The organism is Mucilaginibacter daejeonensis, assembly GCF_020783335.1.
In the GTDB taxonomy this organism is placed as follows: Bacteria; Bacteroidota; Bacteroidia; order Sphingobacteriales; family Sphingobacteriaceae; genus Mucilaginibacter; species Mucilaginibacter daejeonensis.
The window spans coordinates 2,928,972-2,951,700 of sequence record NZ_CP086068.1 but is presented as its reverse complement, the minus strand read 5'-3'; the positions used below and the strand labels follow the sequence as shown (position 1 = coordinate 2,951,700).

The 22,729-nt window shown below is 47.2% G+C and carries 18 protein-coding genes; 7 read left to right on the top strand and 11 right to left on the bottom strand.

Annotation, left to right across the window (positions count from 1 at the left end; translation table 11 throughout):
* The first annotated feature begins 247 nt into the window (after positions 1–247).
* The 3 genes from gatB (at position 248) to LLH06_RS12440 (ending at position 3,650) form a co-directional block, all read left to right on the top strand.
* Complete coding sequence (gene gatB, locus LLH06_RS12450) at positions 248–1,714, top strand: Asp-tRNA(Asn)/Glu-tRNA(Gln) amidotransferase subunit GatB (protein ID WP_228169614.1); 1,467 nt, start codon at positions 248–250, stop codon at positions 1,712–1,714.
* A gap of 1 nt (position 1,715) precedes the next feature.
* Positions 1,716–2,870: a TlpA disulfide reductase family protein gene (locus tag LLH06_RS12445; protein WP_228169613.1), complete on the top strand. Its 1,155-nt coding sequence runs from the start codon at positions 1,716–1,718 to the stop codon at positions 2,868–2,870.
* Between the two features lie 87 nt (positions 2,871–2,957).
* Complete coding sequence (locus LLH06_RS12440) at positions 2,958–3,650, top strand: response regulator transcription factor (protein ID WP_228169612.1); 693 nt, start codon at positions 2,958–2,960, stop codon at positions 3,648–3,650.
* A 54-nt stretch (positions 3,651–3,704) separates the two neighbouring features.
* Here the strand turns inward: LLH06_RS12440 and LLH06_RS12435 are convergent, their stop codons facing one another.
* On the bottom strand, positions 3,705–4,040 hold the full coding sequence (locus LLH06_RS12435; RefSeq protein ID WP_228169611.1) for a hypothetical protein: 336 nt from the start codon (positions 4,038–4,040) through the stop codon (positions 3,705–3,707).
* Positions 4,041–4,183: 143 nt separating this feature from the next.
* Between LLH06_RS12435 and LLH06_RS12430 the strand changes: the two genes are divergently transcribed.
* Positions 4,184–4,909, top strand: a complete 726-nt coding sequence (locus LLH06_RS12430) for an RluA family pseudouridine synthase (RefSeq protein ID WP_228169610.1) — start codon at positions 4,184–4,186, stop codon at positions 4,907–4,909.
* Between the two features lie 8 nt (positions 4,910–4,917).
* On the opposite strand, the gene LLH06_RS12425 is transcribed toward LLH06_RS12430, so the two are convergent.
* The 10 genes from LLH06_RS12425 to spt form a co-directional block, all read right to left on the bottom strand.
* Positions 4,918–5,709, bottom strand: coding sequence for a hypothetical protein (locus tag LLH06_RS12425; protein WP_228169609.1), 792 nt, complete (start codon positions 5,707–5,709; stop codon positions 4,918–4,920).
* A gap of 91 nt (positions 5,710–5,800) precedes the next feature.
* Positions 5,801–6,736, bottom strand: coding sequence for a phosphatase PAP2 family protein (locus LLH06_RS12420; RefSeq protein ID WP_228169608.1), 936 nt, complete (start codon positions 6,734–6,736; stop codon positions 5,801–5,803).
* A gap of 4 nt (positions 6,737–6,740) precedes the next feature.
* Positions 6,741–7,367: a sterol desaturase family protein gene (locus tag LLH06_RS12415; protein ID WP_228169607.1), complete on the bottom strand. Its 627-nt coding sequence runs from the start codon at positions 7,365–7,367 to the stop codon at positions 6,741–6,743.
* A gap of 6 nt (positions 7,368–7,373) precedes the next feature.
* Positions 7,374–7,943 carry a DUF4833 domain-containing protein gene (locus LLH06_RS12410; RefSeq protein ID WP_228169606.1) on the bottom strand — a complete coding sequence of 190 codons (570 nt, stop codon included), beginning with the start codon at positions 7,941–7,943 and terminating at the stop codon, positions 7,374–7,376.
* An 11-nt stretch (positions 7,944–7,954) separates the two neighbouring features.
* Positions 7,955–8,671: a CDP-alcohol phosphatidyltransferase family protein gene (locus tag LLH06_RS12405; RefSeq protein ID WP_228169605.1), complete on the bottom strand. Its 717-nt coding sequence runs from the start codon at positions 8,669–8,671 to the stop codon at positions 7,955–7,957.
* Between the two features lie 33 nt (positions 8,672–8,704).
* A complete protein-coding gene (locus LLH06_RS12400) occupies positions 8,705–11,260 on the bottom strand; it encodes a DUF5686 and carboxypeptidase-like regulatory domain-containing protein (RefSeq protein ID WP_228169604.1) in 2,556 nt (851 codons plus the stop codon).
* Positions 11,261–11,561: 301 nt separating this feature from the next.
* Positions 11,562–12,884 (bottom strand): inositol-3-phosphate synthase, encoded by a 1,323-nt coding sequence (locus LLH06_RS12395; protein WP_228169603.1) that lies wholly within the window; start codon positions 12,882–12,884, stop codon positions 11,562–11,564.
* Between the two features lie 210 nt (positions 12,885–13,094).
* Complete coding sequence (locus LLH06_RS12390) at positions 13,095–14,078, bottom strand: NAD-dependent epimerase/dehydratase family protein (RefSeq protein ID WP_228169602.1); 984 nt, start codon at positions 14,076–14,078, stop codon at positions 13,095–13,097.
* A complete protein-coding gene (locus LLH06_RS12385; protein WP_228169601.1) occupies positions 14,075–15,193 on the bottom strand; it encodes a GNAT family N-acetyltransferase in 1,119 nt (372 codons plus the stop codon). Before LLH06_RS12385 ends, LLH06_RS12390 begins: the two co-directional genes overlap by 4 nt.
* Positions 15,190–16,395 (bottom strand): serine palmitoyltransferase, encoded by a 1,206-nt coding sequence (gene spt, locus LLH06_RS12380; RefSeq protein WP_228169600.1) that lies wholly within the window; start codon positions 16,393–16,395, stop codon positions 15,190–15,192. Before spt ends, LLH06_RS12385 begins: the two co-directional genes overlap by 4 nt.
* A gap of 373 nt (positions 16,396–16,768) precedes the next feature.
* Between spt and LLH06_RS12375 the strand changes: the two genes are divergently transcribed.
* The 3 genes from LLH06_RS12375 (at position 16,769) to LLH06_RS12365 (ending at position 22,722) form a co-directional block, all read left to right on the top strand.
* Entirely contained in the window at positions 16,769–18,235 is a 1,467-nt protein-coding gene (locus LLH06_RS12375; RefSeq protein WP_228169599.1) for a TolC family protein, read from the top strand.
* Between the two features lie 25 nt (positions 18,236–18,260).
* Complete coding sequence (locus LLH06_RS12370) at positions 18,261–19,439, top strand: efflux RND transporter periplasmic adaptor subunit (RefSeq protein WP_228169598.1); 1,179 nt, start codon at positions 18,261–18,263, stop codon at positions 19,437–19,439.
* An 85-nt stretch (positions 19,440–19,524) separates the two neighbouring features.
* The gene (locus LLH06_RS12365) at positions 19,525–22,722 is read left to right on the top strand and encodes an efflux RND transporter permease subunit (RefSeq protein ID WP_228169597.1); all 3,198 of its coding nucleotides are present in this window, start codon (positions 19,525–19,527) and stop codon (positions 22,720–22,722) included.
* Positions 22,723–22,729 lie beyond the last annotated feature (7 nt).

Here is a 22,729-nt window from a genome sequence, read left to right as displayed (position 1 = left end):
TTAGTAGTAGCGATGAGATACACTCGGGCAGACCAGAGCGGGTATCGTAAAATATGCCTATGGAACAACGATATTTTATTTTGGTTTACGTCTGAGAGATAGGTGTAACGCCAAGTTGAAAGTTATGCAGCTATGTCAGATGGCATATTTTGCTGTCTATCAAACTTTATAGCGTTTTTAGGTGGTTAAGTCGGCTATATCTCTATATTTGCCAAGTTAGGGTAGCACAGCTATCTTTTACAAAGTGATGATAGACCAGAATATCGAAGTAAGCCAAAAGTATGAGCTGGTAGTCGGATTAGAGGTACATGCCCAATTAGCTACCCAAAGCAAGATCTTTGCATCAGACAGTGCCGCGTTCGGCGCAGCGCCTAATGAACACATCAGTACGGTATCGTTAGGGCATCCGGGCACTTTACCTTATCTGAACGAAAAAGTGGTAGAGTATGCCGTTAAATTAGGATTTGCCTGTAAAGGTATGATCAATCAGCATAATAGCTTTGCCCGCAAAAATTACTTTTATGCCGATCTGCCCAAGGGCTATCAGATCAGTCAAGATCAGCAGCCCATTATCATTGGCGGTCAGGTGAACATCAAATTACAAGATGGCACTACCCGGTCGGTGGCGATCCATCATATTCATATGGAAGAGGATGCCGGTAAAAGTATCCACGACCAGCACGACACCCATTCGCTGATCGATCTGAACCGTGCCGGTGTGCCGTTGCTCGAGATCGTATCGGAGCCTGATCTGCACAGCGCCGAGGAGGCAGGTGCCTACCTTACCGAGATGCGCAAGATGCTCCGCTATTTGGGCATTTGCGATGGTAACATGGAAGAAGGCAGCATGCGCTGCGACGCCAACATATCAGTAAGACTTAAAGGCTCTACCACATTGGGCAACCGCTGCGAGGTGAAGAACCTGAACTCCATCCGCAACGTACAGCGGGCTATAGAGCATGAATTCCTGAGGCAGGTCAATATTATTGAGGCGGGTGGTCACATCGACCAGAACACGCTCAACTTTGATGCTGATACCGGCGAAACATCGGTACTACGCTCTAAGGAAATGGCTAATGATTACCGTTACTTCCCTGAGCCTGACCTTCAGCCTTTGCATCTTACCAAAGAATATTTGGACGAGGTGCGCCGCTCAATGCCGGCCATGCCTGAGGAATTGCATAAACGATACACGGCTAAATTGGGCCTGTCAGATTATGACGCCTCAGTGATCACTGCCGATCATGATGTGGTGAACTATTTTGAACAGCTGATCGCGCAGACGAGCAATTACAAAGCGGCGGTTCACTGGTTGATGGGCACCGTGCGCTCATATATGAACGAGCACCATTTGACCATTGATACCTTGCCACTTACACCTCCTCAATTGGCAGGGTTGATCAAGCTGATCGATGAAGGTAAGGTGAACAACACAGTGGCGTCGCAAAAGATATTTCCGGCTTTGCTGCAGGATGTTAACGCCACTGCCGAACAGGTAGCTACCGAACAGAATTTATTGATCAGTAATGATGGCAATGAGTTGGATGTATTCATACAAGAGGCGCTGGCCAAGTTCCCTGATAAGGTGACCGAATACCGAAAAGGGAAAAAAGGCGTTTTAGGTCTGTTCATGGGCGAGATCATGAAACGCTCCAAAGGCAAGATCGATCCGCAAAAGACCAATGAATTACTGATCAAAGCATTACAGAACTAATATGAAAAAACAGATCATGGCCGTTGGCCTGGCCGGCGCAATGCTTGGCCTATACTCATGTAAAGATAATAAGGCCTTCACCATAGAGGGGGAGGTGAAGAACGCAGGTAGCACCAACATAGTATACCTGTTAGGTAGTGTAGCTAACCCGGCCGACAATACGGTGCAGATCAACAAGCTTGATTCGGCCAAGATACAAGACGGCAAATTTCAGTTTAAGCACAGTTCACCTGATGCCGATCTGTTCAAACTGCAAATGGGCAAAGGCACAGAAGGAGCCATATTTGATGTGATCGCCCAGAATGGTGAAACGATCAAGTTCGAGGCCGACCTGAAAGACCCGATGCACAGTTACGAGATATCGGGCTCGGATGAATCGGAAAAGATCAAGGAGTACAACACTTTCAATAACAAATACGGCGTTAAAAGCACGGCATTGGTGACCGAGTATCAGGCTAAGTCGCAAGCGGTGACCACCGACAAAGGTCGTGATTCATTGTTGAGCATCTATCGTCCTAAATTTGAAGAGGTGATGGGCGGCCTGAGCCAGGAAGTGATCAAATTCATGAACGCCAACAAGAACTCCTTAGCAGCTTTCTACGCGGCTATGTCATTAGACCCATTAAAATATGAGAAGGAACTGGTAGCCTACGCTGATGAGATCAAAGGTAAATTTGATACCAACCCGGCCGTTCAGCAATTCATTAAACAAATGGAAGCGGCCAAGCCGTTGTCTATCGGTCACAAAGCACCTGACTTTACCATCAACAGCCTGGATGGCAAGCCGATCAAGCTTTCAGATTATAAAGGTAAGTATGTGATGGTCGATTTTTGGGCTTCATGGTGCCCTCCGTGCCGCGCAGAGAACCCGAATGTTGTGAAGTTATATAACCAATATAAAGGCAAGGGTTTGAATATATTAGGTATCTCTTTGGATGATAATAAAGCAGATTGGCAAGCCGCTATAGCCACTGATAAGCTGACCTGGACACATGCCTCTGACCTAAAAAAGTTCGATGGCCCAACGGAGAAGCTTTATCATATCGAAGCTATCCCATCTAACTTTATCATCGATCCGCAAGGTAACATCATTGCCAAAAATGTTTCGGGTAATGACCTGGCTCAATTCTTAAATACAACCTTTTCTAAACTTTAATTGAATATTAAGCTTTAACAATTTATTAACACGGGATTAACTATTTGCTTTTGTTTTGGTATTACCTTTATCGCAAAATTCGACCGAATGAGCACACCCGCTAAACAAAAGATCCTTATTGTTGATGACGAGCCGGATATTTTAGAGTTAATAGAATACAACCTGAAGAAGGAAGGTTACCAAGTACACTTGGCACACAACGGACAAGAGGCTGTTGCTGAGGCCAAAAAAGTATCGCCTGACCTGATCGTGCTCGATATCATGATGCCTAAGATGGACGGGATCGAAGCCTGCCGCATTATGCGCACCATGCCTGAGTTCAAAAATACCTTTATGGTGTTCCTGACCGCACGCAGTGAAGAATATTCGGAGATAGCCGGCTTCAATGTTGGGGCTGACGACTATATAGCCAAACCGATCAAACCACGGGCGTTAGTGAGCCGCATCAATGCCATCCTTCGTCGTAATACTGGCACTGAAGAGATATCGGACAACAAACTGGAGGTAGGCGACCTGGTGATCGATCGCGAGAGTTACCTGGTGTACCAAAATGGCAACAAAGTAGTACTGGCTAAAAAGGAATTCGAGCTGCTTTACCTGTTAGCGTCAAAACCGGGAAAAGTTTACACACGTGAGGTCATTCTCAAAAATATTTGGGAAGACTCAGTGGTAGTGACCAACCGTACTATTGACGTCCACATCCGTAAATTACGTGAGAAACTGGGTGAGAACTACGTATCTACCGTTAAAGGGGTAGGCTATAAATTTGAATATGTATAGCCCAAGCCTTCTAAAAAATAAAACAACGCTTACCCACAAGGTAGGCGTTATTTGTTAACCACGTTTTCCTTCGTTACGCAACGTTTTGGCCTTAACGGCAGCCTTCTTCGCAACTGTACGTTTGGTGGCCGTTTGTACGGCTTTCACCACCGTACGGCCTTTGCCCTTTGTGGTCGTATTCTGCTCGTTGTTTACCGCCATATTATGTATAGTGGCTGGTTCGGTGTTCGCTGTCGGTTGATCAGCCGATGCCGCAGTCTTCACACTGGGTATTTTAAGTTGCTTTAGTGCTTCGTCGGCGCTTCCCCATATATCGTCTATGGTTCCCTTGATCTTGTTGATCAGTTTCTTTTTTGATGAATTTACCGGTCCTGTCGATCTTGTGCTCATAGTACTCCCTTTTTGGCTAATTATAGCTTCTTAACAATATTAAACGGCACAATGTTCGGCTTAGTGCCTTTTGCAAGGCATTGGATATGGTCGGGCACGGCTATTTGCTATATAGATCGTATATTTGTACCCTGATATTAATTATGAAGATACCAAAGTTCGCCGACCTGATAATTTATGAAGATGATAGTGTGATCGTGGTGAACAAACCACCGTTCATCAGCTCATTGGACGAGCGTGGCGACGGCAGCAGCGAGGTAAGTATGCTACGCCTGGCGCGTAATTATTGGGACGATGTACAGATATGTCATCGGTTGGATAAAGAGACCTCAGGAGCGCTTATATTCGCTAAGACGCCTGAAGCTTACCGGTCGGTGTCTATGCAGTTCGAGCACCGTAAGGTGAAAAAGGTCTATCACGCGGTTATAGAAGGCACCCATGTGTTCGAGGACCTCCTCGTAGACCTGCCTATCCTGAACACTGGTAAAGGCACTGTATCTATTAGCCGCCAAGATGGTAAACGTGCCGAGACGTGGTTCAAGTCGATACAGTACTTCAAACACTATACGTTAGTGGAATGCAGGCCTGTTACCGGCCGTATGCACCAGATCCGTATACATTTAGCCACTCAGCGTGCATCGATAGCAGGGGATGAGACGTATAAAGGTAAGGCGGTGTTCCTGTCTGCCTTAAAGCGTAAATATGTGTTAGGTAAAGATCAGGAGGAATTGCCGATCATGAAACGTTTTGCGCTGCACGCCTTTGAGGTAACATTTAAGGCGCATAACGATCAGGAACTGACCATCCATGCGCCTTATCCAAAAGACTTTGATACGTTGCTTAAGTTGCTGACCAAATTCGACAGCTAAGAATATACTTACAAGGTCACTGTTTTAATGCTGTCGTTGGTCAAACGGTTCGACGGGGTCTCCCAATAAATGGTAGGGGCTTTGATCCTGATCTCATCGCCGCGTTTCTTATTCACCACAGCTAACACTTTCTTTTTGCCCTGTATCTTGGCTAAGGCAGCCATCTTTTTCTGTTTCTCCAAGTTGGCTAACTCCTCCTTTTTTAAGGTCTCATCTAAACCCTGAAAAACATTTTCCTCTGGTGCCACCCTGATGAAGGTGTACAGCCTCGAATAGCTTGATCTGATCAATGAATCTTGTGCGGCAAGGTTATACTTTAATGCGAGGCGATGTGCTTCTCTAAGGTCTCTTTTGGCCAGGTTGTGATCTTTGTAATCCATCTTCACGTTCGCCAGGTCGTTCAAGGTCGCAGCCATGTTCTCTGGTGAACGTTGTTTACGTGCCAGCGTATTAGCTTGTAAGATAAACCACTTCGACTGTGCCCTTTTGTTTTGATTACGGTAAGCCATAGATAGGTCACGATAGCTACGTACCATGCCGGTAGTATCATCACGCTTAGAGTATAGCTTCATTGCCAGCATTGAATAGTTGATGGCATTCTCCTGGTTGATGCGCTTAGTATATGGGTTAGGTGCGCTTACGGCGTTCAGGTAGCACCCAGCGATCTGGGTATAAAGTGATGCTTTCTCGGCGTCGTCCGTCACCACTTGTAAGCGCTGACGTAAGCTGTCAAGGGGAGATGCGGTAGCGCCTATACTAAAAACTATACAGTATAATAAAAGTAGTTTGGTCGTTCTCATGTAACATGCAGAATGTATGTGCAATATCGTAATTGCAAATCGCATGCCTACTTATGAGTTATTCACAAAGAGGTTGTGCTATGTTGATAACTTATTGAATGATAGCTTGATATCTGTCAAGAGCCAAAGAGAGTGATCGGGTCTTGCTTAGCGCATTGAACAGCGCTATCCCGGCCGCCGCGGTAAGGATACCTGCCAGCACATCAAGCAGGTAGTGGTGACTGGTATACACTGCTGAGAACCAAATACCTATGGTCACAGTGATAAAGAAAAGATTTGCCCATCCCAAACGGTTCTTGATACCATAATATACCACGATAAGTGGGTAGCTGGAGTGCAGCGACGGCATGGCGGCGAACACATTAGAGCCTTTTGAATATATAGATCTAAAGAGGTCGATGTGGAAATACTGATCAAATTTATTCAATCCTGCAGTATTGCCAGGAGTAGCCTTGAAGAACTGGAAGCCATGATACTGGACATACCAGGGCGGTGCTGCCGGATAAGTGTAGTATATAACGAACCCCAAAAGATTTACTACCACAAAAGTAAGCGAGAAGTACAGGAACTCCCTTTTACGAGTGAAGAATAAATAGGTAGCGAAGCCAAGTGGCACCGGGATCCAGCAAAGGTAAAAGAGCCCCGTCAGCACGTCAAGGAACGTAACACTGTGTATGCGCCAATATTCGTTAGGGGTAAGGATATGGCCGGCCTCGTGTATACCAAAGAAATGCTTTTCGAGGTTGTATAGTTCGGCAATGTGTACGTGCCCGTAGTTGTAATTGGGGAACGCCTTCATATAATCGAAGATGATCCAGTAAACGATGAAGATACTAAATCCTAGAACGAACTTACGCGTAATGCTCGATATGGTGTACAGAGAGATGAAGATGCCCGCCAGGACCAGCTGATCGCTTTTGAAGCCCACCACAAAGTACGACACTGCAACATAGGCTGCAGCGATGAGTACTACCATGATAAGGTCCTTAAAATTCAAACCCGGAGCCTTGATGCGAGCAACGCTCATTAACTTATTTGGCTTTCTTAATGAAATCAGAACCGAACACTTTGTCCCACACTGGTGAGCTTACACCATAACCCTTGGTCGGGTCTTGGTAGTGGTGCAGCATATGATGCTGTTTGATGCGTTTCCACATGCCACCTTTGAAGTTGAAATGGTGGATCGCATAGTGCGATATATCATAGATCAGGTAACCTACCAAAAAGCCCGGAAAGAACGAGTAGATATAAGTAGGAGGTAAGATCCAGTTAAAGAGCAGGAACAAGATAGTGGCCATAGGTATACTGGCCGATGGTGGCATCACCAGGCGCAAAGCATCACTTGGGTAATCGTGATGCACCCCATGGAAGATAAAGTGGATACGTAGTGCCCAGGGAGCCTTAGGTACATAATGGAACACAAAGCGGTGCAGTACATACTCGGCAAAGGTCCAAAATGCCAGGCCTCCCAGGAACAAGCCAAAAAAGCCCATTACGCTGACCGTGCTATGCGTAAGTGCCAGATAGCACAGGTAACCAATGATCGGGATATAAACGTATAGCGGAACGGTCCAATGAACTTTGCTCAAAGCTTCCAGAAGGTCGCTCTTGAACATCCGCACACTATCGCTCGAATTTGAAACATAGTTCTTTTTCATCACTCATCAGGGTTTGAAACGCTCGGTGACCTCTTTGCCGGTCGCCGGGTCGGTTCCTTTGAACTCTACATAACGCACATTGGGGACCCAGAACGAGCCGCCTTCAATTTTCACAAAGATACGGTTAACTATGAACTGGCGTTGAGATATCGTTGCGAAGATATGATATTTTCCGTCAGTACCCTTCATCAGGAGTAGCGGGAATTTTTTGTATGACACAAATCTGATATCAAAGCGGCCATTACCCAGTGGTTTTGAGGTGATGCCATAAGCAAATTTGCGTTGTATGAAGTTCAGCTCGGCTTTTTCGCCTTTGTCATGATAACGGATCCAATACGGATGCACTGGCTCATCCTCATCTGGAAGTCCGTTATCGCCCATCTTCAATTCGTAAACGATGGTGTTATCGTTGGGCGTACGCTGCACGTAGAACAACCGGCTCACATGCTCGGGCAGTACACGGTACGGGTTACCGGGCAGCTTATACAAAGAGTCGGTAGTTATCTTTTGAGCATGTGCGCAAAAGGTCAATAGGGCAAAGCCCGCCACTAAAGCGGTTCGAATATTTTTGGTCATGATGTTTATTATCAGGCTTTGTTCTCTAACGCTGTCAATGCTTTTTGGGCATCCATTAAGCGGCGGAAAGCGGTAAGGTTGGTCAGCACCGCCAGTATGGCGATAGGGAAGGTAAAGATGGACATGGTCTCGAACACGTGGTACTTGATACCGGTCACAAAGTATTTGTAATCGCCACCAATATAATTGGAAGCGATGCCGCATGCTAACGCGCAAACACCGATGGTCACTACGCGCTCAGGGCGTTGCATCAGTCCGCCTTTGATCTCCACGCCTAAGCCTTCGGCACGGGCGCGCACATAACTCACCATCATGGAGCCGATGAGAGCCACAAAAGCGAATATAGAGCTTAGGAAGTAGTGGTTGGCCACCAGGTAATAGCAAATACCCAAGAACATGATCAATTCGCTGTAACGGTCAAGCACCGAATCGAACAGCGCACCAAAGACCGACTTCATGTTGCCTAAGCGGGCCACCTGGCCGTCAAGCATATCAAATAATCCGGCAAAAAGGATCAGCGCACCGGCCCAGCCCACTTCTGAAAGATCATCACGTACACCTTCTTCGGCACCCCAAATAAATATCGCTGCTACACCAATATTAAGGATGAAACCAATGAGCGTAACTGCGTTAGGGGTAAGCCCCATTTTGATCAGTAACTTAACAAAGGGATCAATGACCTTATATATGCCCAATTGAAGGCTTGTACGCAACGTTTGCTGTGCCATGTTGATAGAAAAAGAAATAGGGCGCTAAGTTAACTAAAAAACGAATTGTACGCGCGTTCTGATCCCCCATTTAGGCACATCAGGATTGTTCAGGTATGTGAAGCGACGAACGAGGTCGACCCGGAGCAGTTTGAAGATGTTCTCGATACCCACACTACCCTCAAGGTAAGGCTTGCCGTTCAAGGTATAAGTGATCGGCGTGCCATCGGCATAGCGAGGGAACTCGTACAACGATGGATGCAAAGCGGGGTTGTTACGGTCGGTCACGCCACCAAAGATGGTCTTGAACTGCATCACCTCGCGCCACTTCAGCTTACTCAGCAGAGGTACACGGTTAAACAATAAGCCATTGAAGTGATGGTCGTAATTTACGGAAGCATAGTGGTCGCTCACGAACTCCAGGAAGTTCATTAAGTTGTATGAGTTGATCCCTAACGAGAAGCTTTGGTTAGCCCGGTGGATAGCCAATAACGGGTAAGGTACCTGCCCAAATATCTTGCTTCCTTCTACGGTCAGGTCGGCAAAGCCAAGCTGTTTGTAAAAGAAGTGCTTGTAGAAATTCAGCGTCAACTCATGGTAGCTGTTCTCGCCGCCCAGTACGTTCTTTAAACCCGCGGTGTAGTCAAGCGTGATCACCGGATACTTGTTCCAGAACGATTTGCGATAGATCTTACCTTGATAGAATTCCTCATGAGGCGCGTACCGCAACTGCAGCATAGCCTGGCTGGTGGTGAGGCGCTCTATCGTATTAGGGATGCCGTTCACACGGTTGGTGAAATACAGCGAGCCGGCAGGGCTTTGGGTCCACCTGCGCAGGCTGACGGTGTATGAGAAACGGTTAGGGAACTCTTTCACCCAATCGAACCGGTAAAAGTCGTTATACAGATATTTATCGTTGTTGCCTCGTTTGAAAGATAAAAGGAAGTTATCCTCCCGAACGAATTGCAGGTCTTGCCCTGGGATTCGGGTATCACGCTGGAAGCTTGCCCTGATGTAATGTGCCGGAAACTGATAGAGCCTATTCTTGTTGAACGACCATGCGCCTGCCAGAAAGTATTTGAAGCGCTCATCCTTGAATCCGTAAGCCACATACGTCTCTATCAACGCTCGCTTGCTGAACTCCACATTGGTACGTCCACCTACCCTTAGCCTGAACCCTTCCACAGGGTTGAAGCTGTAAAATGTATTTGCCGGACCGATATCCCACGGACCAACCGATTTGTAGCCGAACAACAGGAGCGACGCGATATCTACCGTACGCCTGAATGATTTCATACGGCCAACGCTGTCGATGTTGTCGTAGGTCTTGGCTTCGGCGGTGCTCAGGGTATCTAAACGGTTCTTCGCCCAAAAATCGGCACTACGGTGTTTTACTTCATCAGAGGTTATCTCGCTGGTGCCCTGGTAAGTGGTGTCGGGCCGAGGTACGTTAACCTTGTATTCCTTGAACACCATCGTTCGCTGTCCGAATACACCGCCTTCTTTCTTTTTCGATAAACCAAAATCGGCAAGGGTCGTGCTCTTGCTCAGATGATAACGACCATCGGGGTTCTGCTCGAACTCCAGGTTGATGGTCATCTCCTTTACCCAGTTGAGGTTGATCTTGCGGTTAAGCGTCAGTTGTGCCTTTTGTACCGCATAGTTGCCATCGAGGGTAATGTAAATGTTCCCCTCAAAGAGCATATCCTGCACGTTGCGCGGGGTAAAGCTCAGTTCGACCAACTTAGCACCATTCACCTCCACAGTGTCGGTGATAAAGAACTTGTATGCACCAGGAGCACCGTCGGCTATCGGGTTCAGGAAATCGTTGGTGACGATCACGCTGCTGTTGGCGTAAATGTCAATATCCTGGTACAAGTGTTTAAAATATACTGCTATACCATCGCTGCTGATCGCGGCACTGTATTCAACACCCTTTTCGCCCAGTACCTTGGTCTTGCGTCGCTCGGGGTTCTTGCTATAGTAGTAATTGTATACCTTCTCGTTCAGGAAGATTGGGAGCAGGTTCTTGCCGGGTACACTGGTAGTGTCACGGTTATCGATCAGGAACTTATACTTACGGAAGAACTTACGATCGCTGAACTGAGGCGATACGTTAATGAATGACAGATTTAAACGTTCGTAACCCTTGTACTCCACATAGTTATACGCTTCCGGGCGGTTCTTTTCTTTGTTAGCGATCACCTTGCGGATCAGTTCAACGGCGGGATTGTCCTTATTTGTGTAACGTTGTTTCTTTCCGCGTTTCACCACCACCTCGCTTAGCTGCTTACTGTCGGCCACAAGTTTGATGTCCAGTTGCTGGGTCTTACCAGGGGTGATCGTATATACGGCAGTACGATAACCTACAAAAGATACCTGCAATTTGGTAAATGACGTGTTGGTGGTGCTTAAACTGTACTTTCCATTATCATTGGTGCTGGCGCCGGTAGTGGTGCCCTGGAAACTTACTGTAACGAACGATAGGGGCTGCCGGGTGGCTGCATCCGTCACCGTACCGGTGATCACTGTACTTTGTGCCTGTACCGATATACTCCAAAGACAGGCAAGCGATATGTATAAGAACTTGATATATTTTTTAAAGCACATTCAGATCAAACAGAAGATAGATACGATTTAATGATCAAATTATTACGTAAGAGCTAATAGCATAATGAACATTCTTGATGATCAAAACGCCAGATAGTTACATAACAACGCTTATTGAACGTTTATGTTACGTAACTATTTCATAAAATAGTCAGCTTATCATTCGTAAAAATACATGATCAGGGTGATATTGTTAAGTATCCTTAATAATTAAGATCACATTAGATCAGTACGTAAAGAAGGTACATAACAAAAAAGGGGCGTTAAAGAACGCCCCTTTAGAGATATATGATGCAACCGCTTACATCACATCTACCAGGTCCTGATAGTAATCAAGTCCCAGGTGTGTGATCAGATCCTCACCCATCATGTGGCGTAAGGTGTTCTGCAGCTTGGTCAGCTGTTTAAAGATATCGTGCTCTGGCGCAAGACCAGGTGCTGTTTGAGGTGATTTAAGATAAAATGATAACCACTCTTGTATGCCGCTCATGCCGGCACGTTTGGCCAGGTCAATGAACAGGGCCAGATCCAGCGCTACCGGAGCCGCCAAGATCGAGTCGCGGCAAAGGAAGTTGATCTTGATCTGCATCTTGTAGCCTAACCAGCCAAAGATGTCGATGTTGTCCCAGCTCTCTTTGCTGTCGCCGTGAGGAGGGTAGTAGTTGATACGTACTTTGTGGTACATGTCGCCATAAAGATCTGGGTTCACTTCTGGTTTGAATATCTCTTCCAGTACGCTCAATTTAGATACCTCCTTGGTCTTAAAGTTATCCGGATCATCCAGCACATAACCATCACGATTACCTAAGATGTTGGTAGAGAACCATCCGTTAACACCCAGAGCACGAGCAGCTAATCCAGGTGCAACTATAGTTTTCATCAAGGTCTGTCCGGTCTTAAAGTCTTTACCAGCGATAGGTGTCTCGGTCTCTCTGGCTAACTCTACCAAGGCCGGGATGTCAACGGTAAGGTTTGGAGCGCCATTCACGAAAGGGACACCTAGTTTAAGCGCTGCGTAAGCATATAGCATACTTGGAGCTATAAGTTTGTCATCAGCGGCCAGGCCGTTCTCAAAGGCTTCAATGCTTTGGTGTACTTGCGACTCCTCAAAGTAAACTTCAGTAGATCCGCACCATAATACCACCACGCGGTCAAGGCCGTTCTGCTCCTGGAAGTTCTTGATATCTTCCATTAGTTCGTTGGCCATATCCAAACGCGTACCTTGTTTAATGTGCGTGCCGTCCAGGTTTTTGGCGTAGCTTTTATCAAATGCCGCGGTCATCGGCACTATACGCTCCAGCTCTGCTCTTACAGAATCAATTAGGCCTTTTTCCAATACCTCGGCTTTAACGGCAGCTTCGTACACGTTGTCTGAGTATACATCCCATCCGCCAAAAACGATATCGTTGAGGTCGGCAAGTGGAACGAATTCTTTGATCTTCGGGTAACGGTTCTCGGTACGTTTGCCTAAGCGTATGTTGCCCATTTGGGTAAGGGCACCTATCGGTTTCGACAAACCTTTGTTTACTGCTTCAACACCCGCAATGAGGGTGGTAGCAACTGCGCCTAATCCGGGGATGAGTATGCCCAGTTTGCCATTTGCGGGTTTAACGTTGTTTTCCATTTTAGTGACTTTTGTTGTATTGATCTATTTAAATGGTCAAAACCATTTATATCTTTTGGTCATGTGTTTTTATAATTCCAAATATATGACCATTTTTATTTACTTAAACGATTTCGTAATTATCGCTGCATTTATCTTCTCACGATCAAGAAAAGAAAAATACGAGGGATGTCGGGCTTCAGCCCTGTTCAGTGGGCGCTGTTCAAATAACTAAAGCCACTTATTGGCCTTGTACCAGGTCAGCGTTTCTTCAAGGCCTTTTTCCAGGTCGTACTTGGGTGAAAACTCAAGCTCCTGACGGGCTTTGTCAATACTGCAGATCCAGTTGGCAGCGGTAAGTTCGTTTAGCTTTTCCACGTTAAGTGCGGATGCTTTTTTGGTGACCCGACTAACGCTTTCGGCCATCTGAGCAATTACTTTTACTACCGGCAGCGGCAAATGTATCCTAAAAGTGCTGATGTTAAGTAAGCGTTTTGTAATATTCGCCATTTCGTAACGGTCATAACGCTTACCGTCAGATAGAAGGTAAGCCTCCCGTTGGCCATGTGACAGACCCAATACACAAGCTTGCGCCAGATCTTTTACGTAGATGAAGCTAAGGTGCTGGTCCATTTTGGCGATGTAGGGCTCAAAACGGTTGGCAAATTGCTTAAGTACGATCAAGATGTCCTTATCACGAGGGCCGTACACAGCAGTAGGGCGAAGGATCACATAGTTAAGCCCCTCGATGTTCTTTAGTGCCTCTTCTGCTCGCTTTTTGCTTTGACCGTAGGCGGTCACCGGCGCTTGGGTACTTTCCTCATTAAGGCAGCCCTCAATACTTGGCAGGGGCCCAACAGCGGCCAGGCTACTTACAAAAACGAACTTTTGGATGCGCTTACTTGCTACCGCTGCTTTTGCCAGGTTAACCGTGTAGGTTGTGTTCACCGCATCGTACTCGGAAGCAGAATTAGCTTTAGTTACACCTGCGGCATGAATGATGTGGTCGTACTTATTCTGCTCGATCTCCTCTTGTAGCGCTTCAACACTGTTAAAGTTGGTGTAGGCATACTGTATGTCAAGATCCTTCAAATGGTTCACCTTGCTGCTCTTACGTACAGCGGCGTAAACCTCATAGCCGGCCTTTAAAGCAGCTTCTATCAAATGAAAACCAACAAAACCACTGGCGCCGGTAATTAGTACCCGTTGCTTCATATGGTCTTTTCGTAGATGCGGTAGGTCTTGTAAGGGTCGCCACCTATGGCTTCGATCGCACGGTTCACCATGTCATTGTTCTCTAATGTCCATGATGCCTCAGCATATTTATAGTCTTTACGGCGATATTCCTTAATGATGGTACCGTATAAGCAAGCTTCGATACCCAATTTGCGATAGCCTTCTACCACACCAAGGAGCATGATCCTGATACCGTTGATCTTCTTTTGATTTAGTAAAAGCTTGAATATGCCGGTAGGTAACAATCTACCGCGTTTGATGGTACGCAGTATCTGATTAAGGTCCGGTATGGCTACGCCAAAGCCAACGATCTTGCCATCCTGCTCTGCTACATAGGCAAAATCAGGGTCGAGGATCATTTTGAGGTCTTTAGCGGTATAGTCGAATTCTTCGTTGGTCATCGGGAAAAAGCCCATATTCTTGTCCCATGCATGATTGTATACATCGCGCAATTTATCGGCTTCTTCCTTAAATTTTTTGACGTTGATCTTGCGGATCGTGATATTGCTGTTACGCTGTAAGCGCTCTTTTAAGCGGTCCAGCATTTGCAAGGATTTATCGTTGTAGTTCTGTCCTTTCCAAGCCCAGGCAAGCAGATCCACCTGTTTGGTAAGGCCATAATTCTCTAACAGGGTAACGTAGTAAGATGGATTGTAAGGCATCATCACTACAGGAGCACTGTCAAAGCCTTTGACCAAAAGGCCGCAGGTCTCGTTGGTAGATGGATTAGTAGGGCCTACCAGTTTGTTAGCTCCTTTCTCTTTCACCCATTTGGTGGCGGTCTCAAGCAACAGGTTAGCCACAGCCTGGTCATTGATACACTCAAAAAAACCAAAAAAGCCATCATTGGCTTTATTGAATTCGTTGTGAGCGTTATTAAGAATGGCAGCTATACGGCCTACGATCTTTTTGTCCTGGTAAGCCAGGAAGCATTGCAGACTGTTGTGTTTATGGAAGGGGTGGGTGGTTAACAGGTCGCGTTGGGCGATGAACAGTTCCGGCACGTAGTTCTTGTCGTTGGTATACAGGTCGTGCGGAAAGTCTATAAAGGCGGCAAGTTCTTTTTTAGAACTTACCGCAATGATCTGTGTCATATCTTTTCTTTTACTGTTGTTACGCCTACTTCTTTAAATACGCGTGAGATCTTATCTACCGCCTCATCGATCTGTGCGAACGTGTGGGTGGCCATTAAAGAGAAACGTAATAACGAAGAATCAGAAGGGACGGCCGGCGATACAACAGGGTTAACGAAAACGCCATTGTCTTGCAGCAACTTGGTCACCATAAAGGTCTTGTCGTTATCGCGAATGTAGATCGGCAGGATCGGGCTCTCGGTAGGGCCCAGGTCAAAACCTTCTTCTAACAGTAATTTCATGGCATAATTGGTATTATCCCATAGTTTTTCTATACGCTCAGGCTCGCTCTCTATGATATCTAAGGCAGCGATCACGCTGGCAACAGATGCAGGAGGCATACTGGCGCTGAACATCAATGAACGGGCGCGGTGTTTCAGGTAATCAATGGTCTCGGCATCAGCAGCGATAAAGCCACCTAACGAGGCGAACGATTTACTGAAGGTACCCATGATCAGGTCAACATCATCGTTCATGTTGAAGTGCGAAGCGGTACCGGCACCATTAGCACCGATCACACCAAGGCTGTGCGCATCGTCAACAAATATGTTAGCACCATACTGATCAGCCAGGGCAGCAACTTCAGGTAACTTAACGATGTCACCTTCCATGCTGAATATACCGTCAACAGCGATCACCTTTACAGCTTCCTCTGGCAATAAGGCCAGTTTGCGCTGAAGGTCTTGCATATCGTTATGTGCGTATTTGATCACACGGGAAAAAGAAAGGCGGCTACCATCGATGATAGAAGCGTGGTCATACTCATCAAGTATCAAATAGTCATTACGACCAGTGATGCATGATAATACACCCAAATTCACCTGGAAACCGGTGCTGAAAAGAACAGCGGCCTCTTTATTTACATAAGCAGCTAAACGGTTCTCTAACTCGATGTGAATATCCAGCGTACCGTTCAAAAATCTTGAACCGGCACAACCTGTACCATATTTATCTGTTGCTTTTTTTGAAGCTTCTTTGATCTTCGGGTGGTTGGTCAATCCTAAATAGGAGTTCGACCCGAACATCAGTACTCGTTGGCCATCAATGAACACCTCAGTATCCTGTCCCGACTCTATAGGCCTGAAAAAAGGATACACGCCCCTTTCCCTCACAGCCTTCACGTCAGTGAACTGAGCTATCTTCTCATGTAGTCTTTTGCGCATGTATTAACCCTGCTTAAATTTTTTGTAAAAATATCGATCTCCAAGCAGATATTCCTAAGGTCGATATTTAAAATTTTCTAATAAGTAAGTTATGGTATTATTAATCAATGTTAAATAATGTGTCCACACCTAAATATTACTATCAGGCAAAGTAATCAAAAATTTTAGAATTGCACAGTACGTATTTTCAAATTGTTTGGAAATTTTACACTTTTTCAACCGTTCGCCAAAAATGCCTTATTAATGTAAAATTTTGATGATAGCCGCGTTCGCAGCGGCAAAATGTGCAATATTGCAGCCCCTTAATACTTTTTTAATAAAAAACTTTTAGTTCGGCGTCACGTTCTGTGATACTGAGCCTATGCCGCTACATATGAAAAAACTTGCGGGGCTGTTCGCGATCATCGCTTTGCCCGTAATACCTTACCAGCTATTAGCACAAACTGTCAGAGACACAGTTACGTCAACACTTACATTACAGCAGTGTGTTGACTATGCTTTGCGCAATCAACCTGCTGTAAAACAAGCCAATATCGACGAAGAGATCAACGAGCGTGATATCAGGATCAGTCTATCTGCCTGGCTTCCGCAGTTGAACTCCACCGGCAGTTTCCAACACTATTTGCAACGGAACGCTAACTTGGCCGCCGGTGTAGGCGGTGGTACCGGGACCGGAACCGGAACAGGAGGCACTGGCACAGGAACAGGCACCGGAACCGGAACTGGTGGTACGGGTACCGGCGGTAACGGTACTGGCGGTACGGGAACGGGTACTGGTGGCGTGGGTGTTGGCACGCAGCAGCTCGCGATCGCCAACAACGTTTCGTCCCTCGGTTTGAGCGCCAGTCAGGTCATTTATAATAATGAGGTATTGCAAGCCTCTAAAGCTTCAAAATTCTCACGCCAATACTATAAGCAAAATACCCAAAGCGCCAAGATCGATGTGGTGGCAAACGTGAGTAAGGCATTTTATGATGTATTGTTGTCGCAACGCCAGCTCGATATCATCAAGGGAGACATCATTCGTTTGCAGCGGAACCTTAAAGACGCTACTTCGCGCTATCAGGCCGGCGTTACCGATAAGATAGATGCCAAACAGGCTACCATCGCCCTCAACAACTCTTTGGCTACGCGTAAGCAATTGCAAGAGAGTGTGAATAGCAGGCTTGCTTATTTAAAGCAGCTGATGGGTTACCAACCTGACAAGCCGCTGAACACCGCTTATGATTCCACTCGCTTAACGCAAGAGATGACTGTAGATACCCTGCAGTCGCTCAACGTTCGTAACCGTATCGAGTACAGCTTACTGGAAACGCAAAAGAATCTCCAGAACGTGAATGTGAGCTACTACAAGTATGGATTCCTGCCTTCTCTATCAGCGGTTGGTTCATATAATCTCCTGTATTTCAATAATAATTTTTCGCAGTTATATTCTAACGCATTCCCTACATCATTGGTGGGTCTGTCGCTCAATCTGCCCATTTTTACAGGAACCAAACGCCTGCAGAACCTGAGTAAAGCCCGCTTACAAGTGAAACGTACCGACCTCGAGTTGGAGAACACCCGCAACGCAATCAGTACCGAATACACCCAGGCATTGGCGGGTTACAAAAGTAACTTGGTCAACTGGCAGGCCTTAGGTCAGAACGTTGACCTGGCCAAGGATGTTTATAAGGTCGTAAGTCTGCAATACCGCGAAGGTATCAAGACCTACCTAGACCTCATTGTAGCGCAGACCGACCTTCGCACTGCCGAATTGAACTACTATAACGCCATGTTCCAGTTGCTGTCGAGCAAGATAGACCTGCAAAGAGCTTTAGGAACGTTGCCGGTACGATAAACAGATCATCACACAGAATACATATATGAGAACAATATATACCTTGTCAGCAGCGTCGATAGCCTTGTTGCTTTGGACCGGCTGTAAAAGCAAAGATGAAAAGAGCGCGGCGGCGGCTGCCCCTCCAGCCACGCCAGTGTACATTGCCGAAGCCCAGGTGGTACCTACCACTTATTATGACCAGTATCAGGCCACCGTGACGGCGCTCAACAGCGTTGAACTGCGTGCGCAGGTAAGCGGTTACATCACCGGTATCTTTTTTAAGGAAGGTGAGGTAGTTCCTAAAGGAAAGGTTTTATATGAGATCGATCGCCGCAAATACGAAGCTGCATTACAACAGGCCAGGGCTAACCTGCAAAGCGCCGAAGCGAACTTAGTGCGTGCACAAAAGGATGCTGACCGCTATGCGTTCTTGCTTAAGCAGGATGCGGTTGCTCGCCAAACCTATGACCAGTCGGTGGCCAGTTTAGCTACGGCCAAAAGCCAGGTGGCGTCGGCCAAAGCGGGTATCACCTCAGCGCAAACCGATTACGGTTACTCGCAGATCAGAGCGCCGTTCACCGGGCGTATCGGTATATCACAGGTTAGGTTAGGTGCTCAGGTAGCTCCGGGTACCACATTGTTGAATACCATTTCAAGTGAGAACCCGATAGGTGCTGATATCACTATTAATGAGCAGTCAGTAGAACGCTTCTATCGTTTGCAAAAACACACCACTGATACCACTTTCAGGTTGAAGATGAGCGACGGTAATATGTACAACCAAAAAGGTACCATATACGCGATCGACCGTGGTGTTAATTCCTTGACCGGTACCGTGAAGGTACGTGTCAAATTTGCCAACCCGCAGGACAGCCTGCGTGATGGTATGAGCGCTGTGCTCAATGTACTGAACGATGAGTCAGGGCAACGTGTGCAAATCCCTTATAAGGCCGTTACCGAGCAAATGGGCGAGTACTATGTGTTCCTGGCGCAAGATACTATTGCCAAGCAGCAAAAGGTGATCTTAGGCCCACGGGTGAACGCCAATGTGGTGATCATGGATGGATTGAAAGCCGGCGACAAGATCGTGACCGACGGCTTCCAACGTTTGCGTGATGGCGGCAAGATCACATTAGGTCCGCCTGCCGGTGCACAAGGCGCGCAAGGTGGTGGGGCCGGTGCACAAGGTGGCAAACAGCCAGCAGAGAAACCTAAGCAATAGTAAGATCGAACCTCCGATCGGAGGTATCAAGATAAATTGACCTTCAAGGCCCACCGATATAGGGTGAGCTTTAAAACAGAAGAAAATGATCGCAGATGTATTTATAAGACGACCGGTCACGGCTATTGTGATATCGATAGTGATCGTGGTGGTCGGTATACTGGCTATTACCAGCTTGCCTATTGGGCAATACCCCGATATCACGCCACCTACAGTGCAGGTGACCGGTAACTATACCGGTGCCGATGCGTTAACGGTGGAACAAACGGTGGCCACGCCGGTAGAGGTTCAGGTGAACGGTACGCCGGGCATGACCTACCTGCAAAGTAACAGTACCAGCAACGGCCAAATGAGTATGACCGTGAACTTCGAGGTCGGTACCGACATTAATATAGCGGCCCTCGACGTGCAGAACCGGGTAAGTATCGCCCAGCCTACCTTGCCTCAAGAGGTACAACGTTTAGGTTTAACGGTACGTAAACGTAACCCAAGCATCCTGATGCTGGTGGCCATGTACTCGCCCAAAGGAACGCATGATGTTACTTATGTAGATAACTATACCAACGTGTTCATTCGTGATGCATTACTCCGTACCAAAGGGGTGGGCGACGTATTTACCCGTGCCGATGACTTCAGTATGCGTATTTGGCTAAAGCCTGATAAGCTGGCTTCCTATGGCATGACCGCGGCAGATGTGACTCAAGCCTTGCAAGAGCAGAACGTGCAGGTGGCGGCAGGTACCGTTGGTGCGCCTCCACAACTTAACGGGCAGACTTTCGAGTACACTGTTCTTACACAGGGCCGCTTGGTGAAACCTGAGGAGTTCGGTAACATCATCGTGCGTACACAACCAAATACCGGTGCTCTGGTGCACTTAAAGGACGTGGCACGTGTGCAGTTGGGTAAATTTAACTATACCGGTAACTCTTTTGTGGATGGCAAACGTGCCTCATATCTGCTGGTTTACCAGGCACCTAATAGTAACGCATTGGAGACCGCCGATGGGGTATACGCCACTATGGAGCAATTGAAAAAGACCTTCCCGGCAGACATATCCTACGTGGTGCCATTTGAATCAGTAACTGTGGTGAAGGTATCAGTTGAGGAGGTTATCCATACACTGGTAGAAGCGTTAGGACTGGTGGTGATCGTGGTGTTCCTGTTCTTGCAAAGCTGGAGGGCTACCCTGATCCCAGTATTGGCGATCCCGGTATCTATCGTGGGTACGTTCATTTTCTTTATTCCACTACACTTTACTATCAACACCCTTACGCTATTCGGTTTCGTACTGGCTATCGGTATCGTGGTGGATGACGCCATCGTCGTCGTCGAGGCTGTGCAGCATTATATGGATGAGGAGGGAATGTCGCCACAGGAAGCTACCGAGCATGCCATGAAAGACATATCCGCCCCGGTTATCGCTATCGCGCTGATCCTTGCGGCAGTGTTCGTACCGGTGGGTTTTGTGCCGGGTATCGTAGGACGATTGTATCAGCAGTTCGCTATCACTATCGCGATCTCGGTACTGATCTCGGCTTTCGTGGCGCTTTCATTGACGCCTGCACTATGTACCATCCTGTTGAAACCGCACAAGATCGATGAGAACTCGAAAGGCTGGCTCGACCGCTTCTTCTACAAGTTCAATAACTGGTTCGGCCGCGTGACGGAGAAATACGGTAACGGTGTTCACCGCAGCATCAAAGGTGCTAAGCTGACCATCATCCTGCTGGTATGTATCATCGTGGGCACAGTGTTCCTATTCAAGGGCAAACCATCGGGCTTCTTACCTATTGAGGATGAGGGCCGTATCTTTGTGACCTATGACCTTCCTGAAGGTTCATCTACCCAACGTACAGTAGACAACCTTCAACGGATGATGAAAACGCTGGATAGCATCCCTGGCATCGGTCACTACGCCGCATTAGGTGGTTTGAACGCGGTGAACTTTGCCAGTAAATCTAACAGTGCTACCATCTTCGTGCAGCTGAAACCTTGGGACGAACGCAAGGGTGATGGCGAGGATGCGACCGGCATCGTGGCTACTTTACAAAAACGTTTGGCTAAATACAAAGAGGCGAGCGTGGTGGTTATCCAACCGCCTGCCATCCCGGGTTTGGGTAACACGGCAGGTTTCTCTTTTATCTTTGAAGAGAAGCAAGCGGGTGGCGACATCAAGACCTTTGAAAAGAACATGCAGAATTTCATAGCTGCACTGGGTAAACGTCCTGAGATCGCTCGTTCATTCTCGTTCTTTACCGCCCGTACGCCGGCCTACAAGCTCACGGTAGACCGTGAGAAGGCAAAACGTCTTGGCGTGCAGATCAGCGATATCAATAACGCCTTACAGGTTTACCTGGGTAGTTCATACATCAACGACTTTACCATTTATGGGCGTAACTTCCGCGTGGTGGCACAAGCCGATACGGCTTATCGTACCAGCATAGAGAACCTTGGTCAGTTCCATGTTCGTAACTCTACGGGTACAATGGTGCCATTGAGTACCCTCATCACGCATCAGGTGATCGAGAACGCACCGCTTATCTCGCACTACAACCTGTTCCGCTCGGCCGAGATCAACGGCAGCCCTGCACCTGGCTACAGTAGTGGTGACGCGATCAGGGCCTTGCAAGAGACCGCCGCAGAATCATTACCTGAAGGCTACGGTTATGAGTTCTCGGGTTTGAGCCGTGAGGAGTTGTTATCGGGTTCTAAAACGGTATACATCTTCGCATTGTCCATCGGCTTCGTTTTCCTGTTCCTGGCGGCCCTTTATGAAAGCTGGTCGGTACCATTCTCGGTACTGCTGGCCGTTCCACTGGGCGCATTCGGTGCGATCCTTTTCCTGACCTTCTTCCCGAGTTTGAATAATAACGTTTATGCGCAGATCGGTTTGATCACGCTGATCGGTCTCTCGGCCAAGAACGCGATCCTGATCGTGGAATTTGCCAAGGAACGGGTAGATGCGGGACATGGTCTCGAAAAATCGGTGTTGGAGGCGGTACGCCTCCGTTTACGCCCGATCATCATGACCTCGCTGGCGTTCATCCTGGGTGTTGTGCCGTTGCTGTTCGCAGCAGGTGCAGGTGCCGAGGCACGTAAAACGATCGGTTGGACCGTGTTCGGCGGTATGTTGGCGGCTACCTCGCTGGCCATATTTATCGTTCCGGTACTGTATTACCTGATCACCAAGGTGGCCTATGGTAAAGAGAAACTTGAGGAATTAGAAAAGCATCGAAAAGATGAAGAGGGGCATGGCGATGTTCAGCCTGAACCTCAGTTCTAAGATGAAC

Coding starts and splice junctions, on each gene's coding strand:
- LLH06_RS12410 (WP_228169606.1), bottom strand. CDS start 7,943: ATGACCAAAAATATTCGAACCGCTTTAGTGGCGGGCTTTGCCCTATTG.
- LLH06_RS12390 (WP_228169602.1), bottom strand. CDS start 14,078: ATGAAGCAACGGGTACTAATTACCGGCGCCAGTGGTTTTGTTGGTTTT.
- LLH06_RS12435 (WP_228169611.1), bottom strand. CDS start 4,040: ATGAGCACAAGATCGACAGGACCGGTAAATTCATCAAAAAAGAAACTG.
- LLH06_RS12385 (WP_228169601.1), bottom strand. CDS start 15,193: ATGACACAGATCATTGCGGTAAGTTCTAAAAAAGAACTTGCCGCCTTT.
- LLH06_RS12445 (WP_228169613.1), top strand. CDS start 1,716: ATGAAAAAACAGATCATGGCCGTTGGCCTGGCCGGCGCAATGCTTGGC.
- spt (WP_228169600.1), bottom strand. CDS start 16,395: ATGCGCAAAAGACTACATGAGAAGATAGCTCAGTTCACTGACGTGAAG.
- LLH06_RS12415 (WP_228169607.1), bottom strand. CDS start 7,367: ATGAAAAAGAACTATGTTTCAAATTCGAGCGATAGTGTGCGGATGTTC.
- LLH06_RS12370 (WP_228169598.1), top strand. CDS start 18,261: ATGAGAACAATATATACCTTGTCAGCAGCGTCGATAGCCTTGTTGCTT.
- LLH06_RS12375 (WP_228169599.1), top strand. CDS start 16,769: ATGAAAAAACTTGCGGGGCTGTTCGCGATCATCGCTTTGCCCGTAATA.
- LLH06_RS12425 (WP_228169609.1), bottom strand. CDS start 5,709: ATGAGAACGACCAAACTACTTTTATTATACTGTATAGTTTTTAGTATA.
- LLH06_RS12420 (WP_228169608.1), bottom strand. CDS start 6,736: ATGAGCGTTGCTCGCATCAAGGCTCCGGGTTTGAATTTTAAGGACCTT.
- LLH06_RS12440 (WP_228169612.1), top strand. CDS start 2,958: ATGAGCACACCCGCTAAACAAAAGATCCTTATTGTTGATGACGAGCCG.
- LLH06_RS12365 (WP_228169597.1), top strand. CDS start 19,525: ATGATCGCAGATGTATTTATAAGACGACCGGTCACGGCTATTGTGATA.
- LLH06_RS12430 (WP_228169610.1), top strand. CDS start 4,184: ATGAAGATACCAAAGTTCGCCGACCTGATAATTTATGAAGATGATAGT.
- LLH06_RS12400 (WP_228169604.1), bottom strand. CDS start 11,260: ATGTGCTTTAAAAAATATATCAAGTTCTTATACATATCGCTTGCCTGT.
- LLH06_RS12405 (WP_228169605.1), bottom strand. CDS start 8,671: ATGGCACAGCAAACGTTGCGTACAAGCCTTCAATTGGGCATATATAAG.
- gatB (WP_228169614.1), top strand. CDS start 248: ATGATAGACCAGAATATCGAAGTAAGCCAAAAGTATGAGCTGGTAGTC.
- LLH06_RS12395 (WP_228169603.1), bottom strand. CDS start 12,884: ATGGAAAACAACGTTAAACCCGCAAATGGCAAACTGGGCATACTCATC.